This is a genomic window from Allobosea sp. CER48, assembly GCF_044752385.1.
GTDB lineage: Bacteria > Pseudomonadota > Alphaproteobacteria > Rhizobiales > Beijerinckiaceae > Allobosea.
Genome location: NZ_JBIWYK010000081.1, coordinates 1 through 9,412, shown reverse-complemented (window position 1 = coordinate 9,412; position 9,412 = coordinate 1). Strand labels below are relative to the sequence as shown.

Genomic DNA, 9,412 nt, shown 5'->3' with positions numbered 1-9,412 from the left:
GTCGCGGATGTGTCCGCCGAACAGCTCGCGGCGCTGACCGTCGCCCATCCGCTGCGCGGCCGGGGCTATGACTTCGTCGTCCCGCTGCTCGATGGCGACCATGTCACCGACGATGCCGGCACCGGCTTCGTCCACACTGCGCCGAGCCATGGCCGCGAGGACTTCGACGTCTGGATGGCGAATGGCCGCCAGTTGACCGAGCGCGGCATCGATACCCGCATCCCCTACACCGTCGATGCCGATGGCCGCTTCACCAGGGAGGCTCCGGGCTTCGAGGGCGCCCAGGTCATCACCGACAAGGGGGACAAGGGCAACGCCAACGACGTCGTCATCAAGGCGCTGGTCGAGACCGGCAACATCATCGCGCGCGGCCGCCTGAAGCATCAGTATCCGCATTCCTGGCGTTCCAAGAAGCCGGTGATCTTCCGCAACACGCCGCAATGGTTCATCGCCATGGACAAGCCGATCGGCGAGGCCGGCGTGCCGAACGCCGCCGATCCGCAGCCGGTGGCGGGGGGCAACTCCGACACGCTCCGCAACCGCGCGCTGAAGGCGATCAAGCAGACCGAATGGGTGCCCGCCGCCGGCGAGAACCGCATCAACGGCATGATCGCCAACCGTCCGGACTGGGTCGTCTCGCGCCAGCGCGCCTGGGGCGTGCCGATCACCGTCTTCGTCGAGAAGGAGACGAAGGAGATCCTCGTCGACGCCCGGGTCAACGCCGCGATCGCGGAAGCCTTCGAGGCCGAAGGTGCGGATGCCTGGTTCACGGACATGGACGGCGCCCGCTTCCTGAAGCCCTTCGGCTACGATCCGGCGCGGTACGAGCGCGTCACCGACGTGCTCGACGTCTGGTTCGATTCCGGGTCCACCCACGCCTTCACCCTGGAGAAGCGTGCCGATCTGAGGACGCATCGCGTCGTCGACGGCGGCAAGGACAAGGTGATGTATCTCGAAGGCTCGGACCAGCATCGCGGCTGGTTCCATTCGAGCCTTCTGGAAAGTTGCGGCACGCGCGGCCGCGCGCCGTTCGACGTCGTTCTCACCCACGGCTTCTGCCTGGATGAGAAGGGCGAGAAGATGTCGAAGTCGAAGGGCAACGTCACCGCGCCGCAGGACATCATCAAGGATTCCGGCGCCGATATCCTGCGCCTGTGGGTTGCGGCTGCCGACTATTCGGACGACCTGCGCATCGGCAAGGAGATCCTCAAGACCTTCGTCGAGACCTATCGCAAGCTGCGCAACACCATGCGCTGGATGCTCGGCACGCTCGCCCATTTCAGCGAGGAGGTTCGTGTCTCCGATCCGCAGACCATGCCGGAGCTCGAGCGGCTGATGCTTCACCGCCTGGCGGAGCTCGGCCCGCAGGTCGAGGAAGCCTATCGCACCTATGACTACAAGAAGGTCGTGTTCCTGCTCTCGCAGTTCATGAACACCGAGCTCTCGGCCTTCTATTTCGACATCCGCAAGGACGCGCTCTACTGCGACCCGATGTCCAGCCATGTCCGGCGCAGCGCGCTGACCGTGGTCGACCATCTCTTCCGCTGTCTCACCACCTGGCTTGCACCGATCCTGGTCTTCACCGCCGAGGAAGCGTGGCTGGAGCGCTATCCCGCGCAGAAGGCGGCCGAGGGGTCGGTCCATCTCGAGCGCTTCGTCGTGGCCTCGCAGAGCTGGCTTGATCCCGAGCTGTCCGAGCGCTGGGCCAAGATCCGGCGCGTCCGGCGCGCCGTCACCGGTGCGCTGGAACTGGAGCGTGCCGCCAAGCGCCTCGGTTCCTCGCTCGAGGCCGCGCCGCAGGTCTTCGTCGCCGATGCCGATCTTCTCGCCGCGCTGTCCGGCGTCGACCTTGCCGAGATCAGCATCACCTCGGGCATCCGCGTCGAGAACGGGGACGGGCCGGCCGAGGCCTTCCGCCTCGCCGATGTGCCGGGCGTCGCGGTGGTGCCGCATCGCGCTGCCGGCATCAAATGCGCACGCTCGTGGAAGTATTTCGATCCCGCGACGGCCGATCCGGCTTATCCGCAGGTGACGCCGCGGGACGCTCAGGCGCTGAAGGAGTTGGGGGCACGCGCCTGATGACGCCTGCCCGCCGTCTCGGCCTCGCCACCGTTCTGGTCGTCTTCATCGCCGATCAGGTCCTGAAATGCTGGCTGCTCTACGGCGTCGGGCTGGCCGAGAACGGCCCCTTCGACCTGACCTCGTTCCTGACGATCGTGCTCGCCTGGAACCGGGGGATTTCCTATGGGCTGTTCCAGCAGGGCACTGACCTCGGCCGCTGGTTCCTGGTCGTCATCTCCTTCGTCGCGGCCATCTGGCTCTGGCGCTGGATGTGGCGCAGCCATGACCGGCTGACGGTGCTGAGCCTCGCTCTGATCATCGGCGGCGCGCTCGGCAACGGTGTCGATCGGGCCGTCTATGGCGCGGTGGTGGATTTCGTTCACTTCCACTGGGGTAATTTCAGCTGGTATATCTTCAACATCGCCGATGTCGCGATCGTTGTCGGCGTGGTCGGGCTCCTGTATGAGTCCTTCCGACCGGCTGGGGAAAAGACAGCTGAGTGACGATTTCGCCATCCTTTCGCCGCTCGTCCGTGTTTGAGGCGGTCGTGAGATCGTCCAAAGGGAGATTTGACATGGCGCAACGCATCCGCGCGACGCATCTGCTGCTCGCTGGTGGGCTCGTACTGGCCGCCCAGCCTGCATTCGCGCAGGAAGGCATGCTGTTCAAGAATCTGCTCGAGGGGACCTTCGGCGGAAAGAGCAGCGGTGACGACATCGACTATCGCGCCCGGCCGCCGCTGGTCGTGCCGCCGAACTCGACGCTGCCGCGTCCGCAGGATCCGGCGAGCACCCGCAATGCCGCCTGGCCGAACGACCCCGACATCCAGCGCCGCAAGGACGAGGCCAACCGCCCGCCCTATGCGCTGTCGGAGAAGGCACGCAACAACCCGATGCTCTCGCAGGAGGTACTGCGCCGCGGCCGCACCGCGCGGGGCGGGGCCGCCCCGGCCATCAGCGGGGGGCACGGCAACTACAACAACCAGCTTCAGCCGATCCGCATCGGCCGGGACCTGGCGTCCCGCCGCAATCAGGAATCCAAGGAACAGCTGACGTACGGCTCCGAGCCGCAGCGTCGCCTGCTTACCGAGCCGCCGACCGGCTACCGCATGCCGGCGGGCACGGCTGCGCTCGGACCGGGGCAGGGTGGCCCGGTCGAAGACAAGCAGGCCGTCGGTCAGCGCGAGTTCGTGACCGGGCAGGGCCCGGTCATGCAGCCCTGAGCGGGTCGCTTTCGGCCGGCCTGCGGCGCACCTCTTGCCGAACCGGCCGAGCCTGACCAAGTTGTCTATCGGGGCGGGCGCGTCGCGCTCGCCCTTTTTCGTCGATCAGGGAGACGGCATCAGGTGACTATCCACGCGCGCCAGCCAGGCCTCGCGGAGCCTGTCGAATCCTTCCGGCTCGACAACGGCCTCGATGTCGTCGTCGTAAAGGACCAGCGGGCGCCCGTCGTCACCCATATGGTGTGGTATCGCAACGGCTCCGCCGATGATCCGGCCGGCAAGTCGGGCATTGCGCATTTCCTCGAGCACCTGATGTTCAAGGGCACGCAGCGCTGGCCGGCGGGCGAGTTCTCCAAGATCGTCGCCGGCTATGGCGGCCAGGAGAACGCCTTCACTTCCTTCGACTACACCGCCTATTTCCAGCGCGTGCCGAAGGAACACCTGCGCGCGATGATGGACTACGAGGCCGATCGCATGACGGGCCTCTCCTTCGACGAGAGTGTGGTCGGTCCTGAGCGTGACGTGGTCCTCGAGGAGCGGCGCATGCGCGTCGATTCCGATCCCGCCGCCCAGCTCGGCGAGGAGTTCTCGGCGACGCTGTTCTTCCATCATCCCTATGGCACGCCGATCATCGGCTGGGAGCACGAAATCGAGCGCCTGAGCCGGGATGACGCCTTCGCCTATTACCAGCGGTTCTATACGCCCGAGAATGCAATTCTCGTCGTGGCCGGCGATACCGATGCTGCCGAGGTGCGCCGCCTTGCCGAGGAGAGCTATGGCAGGATCGCGGCCCGTGGCGCCGCGCCTGCCCGCAACCGCCCGATCGAGCCGGAGCCACGCGCCTCGCGGCGCGTGCAGCTGAACGACCCGCGCGTCCAGCAGCCCTCGCTGCGCCGCGGCTGGCTGACCCCGACCTACACCACCGGCCAGCGCGAAGAGGTGCTGGCGCTGGAGCTCGTTGCCGAGATTCTCGGCGGCGGCACGACTTCGCGGCTCTATCGCAAGCTCTGCGTCGAGGACGAACTCGCCGCCGGTGCCAGCGCCTATTTCATGGGCTCGATGGTCGATCGCTCCGCCTTCCAGATCTCCGCGAGCCCGCGTCCGGGCGTCGAGATGGCGGCGATGGAGGCGGGGCTCGATGCCGTGCTCGCCGCCTTCCTGGCTGACGGCCCGAGCGAGCTGGAACTGGCCCGGGCCCGCACGCGACTCGTCGCCGAGACGGTCTTCGCCCGCGACAACCAGTCGTCGCTCGCCCGCATCTTCGGTTCGGCGCTGGCCGTCGGCGAGACCGTGGAGGACGTGCTCGCCTGGCCGCAGCGCATCGAGGCGGTCGGTCGCGATGCCGTGGTCGAGGCCGCCCGCCGCTATCTGAAGCCGGATCGCAGCGTCACCGGCCTGCTGCTGCCCGCCTGACCCTGTTGCCGACTCACCGAACGGGCGGGCATCGCGCCCCGCCGACAGGAAGCGACATGAACGCGCCGATCCCGACACCCGCTCTGAACACCGCCGGCCCGGCCATCGCCGTCCAGAACGTCCGCTCGCCCGGCGGCATCGAGGCCTGGCTGGTCGAGGAGCACAGCCTGCCGCTGATCGCGGTCGACTTCGCCTTCGACGGCGGCGCCAGCCGCGATCCGGAGAATGCCGCCGGCAGCGCGTATCTCGTTTCGGGGCTGCTCGACGAGGGAGCCGGCGATCTCGATGCAGAGGCCTTTCAGGGCCGGCTGGCCGACCATGCGATCAGCCTCGGCTTCGATGCCCGCCGCGACGATTTCCACGGCCACCTGCAGACCCTGTCCAGCCATCGCGACACGGCGTTCGAATTGCTGGCGCTGGCGCTCAACCAGCCGCGCTTCGATGCCGACGCGGTCGGCCGCGTCCGGTCCCAGATCATCGCCGGGCTGCAGCGTCAGGCGAAGAACCCCGAGGTGATGTGCCGCAACGCGCTCTATGCCACGGCCTTTCCGGGGCATGCCTATAGCCGACCCGAGAAGGGCGATATCGACAGCGTCTCGAAGCTGGAGGCACCGGCGCTCAGGGCGCTGACCCCGGCGCTGCTCGACCGGGGCGGCCTGAAGGTCGTCGTGGTCGGCGATATCACCGCGGCCGAGCTCGCTGGGCGCCTCGACCTGCTCTTCGGTGGCCTGCCCAGGGGCGAGCCGCGCCCGCGCCCGGCTCAGCCGCTGCCGATCCAGGGGCTTGGCCAGACGCATGTCATCGATCTCGACGTGCCGCAGACCGTGTTGCGCTTCGTCGGTCCCGGGCTGATGTGGCATGATCCCGACTTCATCCCGGCAAGCGTGCTGAACCACATCCTCGGGGGCTCCGCCTTCACCTCGCGGCTCTTCATGGAGGTCCGCGAGAAGCGCGGCCTCGCCTATGGCGTCTCCTCCAGCCTGATGCCGCTGCGCGAGAGCGCCATGCTGGTCGGCGGCACCGCCACCCGCAATGACCGCGCGGCAGAGTCGATGAAGGTCATCCGCGAGGAGATGCTGAAGCTTGCCGCGGAGGGGCCGACGGAGCACGAGGTCGAGGAGGCCAAGCGCTACATCATCGGCTCCTATCCGCTGCGCTTCGATACTTCGCCGAAGATCGCCGGCGAATTGCTGCATCTCGCGCTGCGTGGCGATACGCCTGACTTCCTCGCCCGCCGCAACGGGCTCTTTGCCGCCGTGACGCTCGACGACGTCAAGCGGGTGGCGCAGCGCCTCTTCGGCAACCCCGACCTGCTTGTGCAGGCGGTTGGCAAGCCGGTGCGGCTGGTCTGAAATAGCGCTGTCTCCAGTCGATACGGATCCTGTTCATGCTTCAGCAAAGCTTCGATCTCGCGCTCGAATCCAAGGTCGGCAAGGGAGGTATTCCCGATGCGGCCTTCGAGAAGGCGTTGGCCGATCTCAAGCCAGCGCTGGCCAGGCTGCAGGGGCAGGCGAAGGACGGTTCGCTGCCGCTGCTGAAGCTGCCGAGCGACACCGCCGATCTCCCGCCGGTGAAGGCGGCCGCCGAGCGGCTCAAGGCTGGCGGGACCACCGATGTCCTGGTGCTCGGCACCGGCGGCTCCAGCCTCGGCGGCCAGACGCTGGCGCAGCTGACCGGCTACGGCATCGCTGGCCTGTCCCAGTTCGCTGCCGGGCCCCGCGTCCATTTCATCGACAACCTCGACCCGGCAACCTATGCGGCGCTGCTGGCCAAGCTGCCGCTGAAGACAACCAAGTTCGTCGCCATCTCGAAATCGGGCGGCACCGGCGAGACCTTGCTGCAGTCGATCGCGGCCATCGAGGCGCTGCGCGGTGCCCATCTCGGCGACCAGCAGATCGGCGGGCGTTTCGAGGGACTTTCCGAGCCGGCCAGGCCCGGCAAGCTGCATCCGCTGCGCGCGCTGCTCGAGCCTTTCGGTACGCCGTTCCTCGAGCATCATACGGATGTCGGCGGCCGCTATTCCGTGCTGACCAATTGCGGTCTGCTGCCCGCCGCCGTGCTCGGCCTCGATATCGAGGCGCTGCGCCTCGGCGCCGGCCGGGCGGTGGCGCCGCTGCTCGCCGGCAAGGATGTGCGCGAGACGCCTGCGGCCGTCGGTGCGGCGCTGCATCTCGCCGCCATGCGTTCGGGCAAGAACATCGCTGTGCTGATGCCCTATGCCGACAAGCTCGCGCTGCTCACCCGCTGGTGGATGCAGCTCTGGGCGGAGAGCCTGGGCAAGGACGGGCAGGGCACGCAGCCTGTCGGCGCGCTTGGCCCCGTCGACCAGCATTCGCAGCAGCAGCTCTATCTCGCCGGGCCCAAGGACAAGTTCTTCACCGTCGTCACCACGGGCGTGAAGGGCAAGGGCCCGCAGATCGACGCCGGCCTCGCCGGGAAGATCGGCCAGGCCGATTTCGCCGGGAAGACGATCGGCGACATGGTGGCGGCCCAAGGTGTCGCCATGATCGACACCTTCGCCAAGAACGGCTGCGCGGTGCGCCGCTTCCATGTCGAGCGCATCGACGAGACCAGCCATGGCGAGATGCTGATGCATTTCATGCTGGAGACGATCCTGACCGGCTACGCCATGGGTGTGGACCCGTTCGACCAGCCGGCGGTGGAGGAGGCGAAGCTCCTCGCCAAGCGCTATCTTGCCGAAGGGCGCGCCTGAGCGATTCGGCCTGCCTTTCAGTCGTTCCGGGGCAGGCCGAAGGCCTGAGCCCGGAACCCATAACCGCAGGTCCAGCATGGTTCTCTCAACCGCAGCAGCCCTTTTCGGCAGGCTCCGGCGTTCATGGATCCTGGGCTCGTCGCTGGCGCGACGCCCCGGGCTGACCCAGATCCCATGACCGTCCGTCGCCTCGATCCCGTCCTGGTCGATCGCATCGCCGCCGGCGAGGTGATCGAGCGGCCGGCTGCTGCGGTGAAGGAACTGGTCGAGAACGCGATCGATGCCGGCGCCCGTTCGATCGCCGTCACCATCGCGGCCGGTGGGCGCGAACTGATCCGCGTGGTCGACGACGGTGCCGGCATGACGCCGGGGGATCTCGAGCTCGCTGTCGAGCGCCACGCCACCTCAAAGCTGCCGGACGGCGACCTCTTCGCCATCGGCACGCTCGGCTTCCGCGGCGAGGCGCTGCCATCGATAGGTTCTGTCGCGCGGCTCTCGATCGCGACACGCCGGCGCGATGCCGCGCAGGGATCCGGTCTCGTCGTCGAGGCCGGCGAAAAGGGTGTCGTCCGCCCCGTCGCCGCAGCGCCCGGCACGCGCATCGAGGTCAGCGACCTCTTCATCTTCACGCCCGCGCGCCTGAAATTCCTGAAGAGCGACCGGGCCGAGGCCCAGGCCGTCTCCGAGATGCTCAGGCGCCTCGCCATCGCCCATCCCGACATCCGCTTCTCGCTGGAAGGCGAGCATGTCAGTGCCTTCGACTGGCCGGCCGAGCCGATCGGGGAGGACGGCCTGCTGCGCCGCCTCGGCCGCGCGCTCGGTCGTGAGTTTCCCGAGAATGCGCTGCGGATCGAGGCGGAGCGCGAGGGCTTCACCATCTCCGGCTTCGCCGGCCTGCCGACCTTCCATCGCGGCACCTCGGCCGGCGTGCATCTCTCCGTCAACGGCCGCCCGGTGCGCGACAAGCTGCTGCTCTCGGCGGTGCGCGGCGCCTATGCCGATGTCGTGCCGTCCGACCGGCACCCCGTGCTCTTCCTCGATGTCGGCTGCGATCCGCGTTCGGTCGACGTCAACGTCCATCCGGCCAAGAGCGAGGTGCGCTTCCGCGATCCCGCCATGGTCCGGGGCCTTGTCGTCTCCGGCTTGAAGGCAGCGCTCGCCGCCGCCGGTCATCGCGCCACCACGACGGGAGGCGCCCGCACCCTCGAAGCCTTCCGCGCCGTGCTCTCGATGGGCGGCAGCGGAAGCGCGATCCCGCGCCCGAGCTTCCCGCAGGCGCCGGGCTGGAGCGTGCCGGCTGTGGCGCCGGCCAGCGCTCCGCAATCCGGTTTCTCCGATTTCGCTGCCCCCTCCGCCGATGCCCGCGCGCATCTCGCCGAGCCTTCGCCCGACGCGCTCGACCGGCCGCTCGGCGCCGCCCGCGCCCAGGTCCACGAAACCTATATCGTCGCCCAGACGCGGGAAGGCGTCGTCATCGTCGACCAGCACGCGGCCCATGAGCGGCTCGTCTATGAGCGCTTGAAAGCGGAGCGCGCCCGCAACGGCATCGCCCGCCAGCCCTTGCTGCTGCCCGAGGTGGTCGAGCTCGATCCGGTCGATGCCGACCGCCTGATCGCGGCGGGGAGCGAGCTTGAAGGCCTTGGCCTCGTGCTGGAAGCCTTCGGCCCCGGGGCGGTTCTGGTGCGCGAGGCGCCGAGCCAGCTCGCCGGCGGCAATCTCCAGCGCCTCGTCCGCGACGTCGCCGATGCCTTGGCCGAGCACGGTACGGCCGGCTCTCTGGAGCGCCGGCTGGACCATGTGCTGGCGACGATGGCCTGCCACAACTCGGTCCGGGCCGGCCGCCGCATGCGTCCGGAGGAGATGGACGCGCTGCTGCGCGAGATGGAGGTCACGCCGAATTCCGGCCAGTGCAACCATGGCCGCCCGACCTATGTCGAACTGAAGCTCAGCGATATCGAGCGGCTGTTCGGGAGAAGGTGAGGGGTCAGGTCGGCCGGTAAAAG

7 protein-coding genes are annotated in these 9,412 nt (G+C 68.3%); all 7 read left to right on the top strand.

What is annotated here, in order from left to right:
- On the top strand, positions 1-2,079 hold a 2,079-nt coding region (locus tag ACIPIA_RS05255; RefSeq protein WP_400507353.1), incomplete at its 5' end, for an isoleucine--tRNA ligase.
- Entirely contained in the window at positions 2,079-2,564 is a 486-nt protein-coding gene (lspA, locus tag ACIPIA_RS05250) for a signal peptidase II (protein ID WP_400507351.1), read from the top strand. The genes ACIPIA_RS05255 and lspA, both read left to right, overlap by 1 nt.
- A gap of 71 nt (positions 2,565-2,635) precedes the next feature.
- Positions 2,636-3,283 (top strand): hypothetical protein, encoded by a 648-nt coding sequence (locus ACIPIA_RS05245; protein WP_400507349.1) that lies wholly within the window; start codon positions 2,636-2,638, stop codon positions 3,281-3,283.
- Positions 3,284-3,406: 123 nt separating this feature from the next.
- Positions 3,407-4,696, top strand: a complete 1,290-nt coding sequence (locus ACIPIA_RS05240; protein WP_400507347.1) for a M16 family metallopeptidase — start codon at positions 3,407-3,409, stop codon at positions 4,694-4,696.
- 56 nt (positions 4,697-4,752) lie between these two features.
- On the top strand, positions 4,753-6,048 hold the full coding sequence (locus ACIPIA_RS05235; protein ID WP_400507345.1) for a M16 family metallopeptidase: 1,296 nt from the start codon (positions 4,753-4,755) through the stop codon (positions 6,046-6,048).
- A gap of 35 nt (positions 6,049-6,083) precedes the next feature.
- Positions 6,084-7,409 carry a glucose-6-phosphate isomerase gene (locus tag ACIPIA_RS05230; RefSeq protein ID WP_400507343.1) on the top strand — a complete coding sequence of 442 codons (1,326 nt, stop codon included), beginning with the start codon at positions 6,084-6,086 and terminating at the stop codon, positions 7,407-7,409.
- Between the two features lie 174 nt (positions 7,410-7,583).
- Positions 7,584-9,389, top strand: a complete 1,806-nt coding sequence (gene mutL / locus ACIPIA_RS05225) for a DNA mismatch repair endonuclease MutL (protein WP_400507341.1) — start codon at positions 7,584-7,586, stop codon at positions 9,387-9,389.
- The last annotated feature ends 23 nt before the right edge of the window (positions 9,390-9,412 follow it).